This window comes from Lactobacillus sp. UMNPBX19, assembly GCF_002553805.1.
Classification (GTDB): Bacteria; Bacillota; Bacilli; order Lactobacillales; family Lactobacillaceae; genus Lactobacillus.
In genome coordinates this window covers 1-506 of the sequence record NZ_PCYR01000093.1, presented here as the reverse complement: position 1 = coordinate 506, position 506 = coordinate 1, and the positions used below count along the sequence as shown (strand labels likewise).

Annotated in this window: 1 protein-coding gene; it reads right to left on the bottom strand. The window is 38.7% G+C overall.

Going from position 1 to position 506, the window contains the following annotated elements; all coding sequences use genetic code 11:
• The coding region (locus CP370_RS09215; protein ID WP_143467883.1) for an MFS transporter at positions 1-506 on the bottom strand (506 nt) is incomplete at both ends.

Here is a 506-nt window from a genome sequence, read left to right as displayed (position 1 = left end):
ACATATGTGCCATTGAACCACCTAAGGCTGGTAGAATTAAAAAGCTAATAGATGATGCGACAATCTGTGGGATACAGATAAAGCAATTAAATAGTCCCAAAACTATACCATCATGTTTACCATCTAGCGCGTTTGTCAAAATTGTAAATGGAATCGTAATTAATGCAATCCAAGCAACTCCAAATAGGGCAAAGGCAATGATTGATGACAACTTAGTTGTACCAAATGCTATCATTAGGAAGCCAATACCACCAAGAATCATGCTAACTGTATATGCAGGTCGACGAGTCTTCTTAGTTAAGCGTGCAAAGAAAAGTCCAACAATAATGGCAACAATTGAGTACACAGCTTGAACAATTCCAAACCAATTTCCAGCTGCTTGATAACCAGCAGTTGATGGATCAGTCACATGCCATATGTTTTCGGCCAAGGCACCTGTTGAATAGGTCCACATGTAAGGAATCGCAAACCAAACAAAGAATTCGACAATACCTAATAACCAGAAT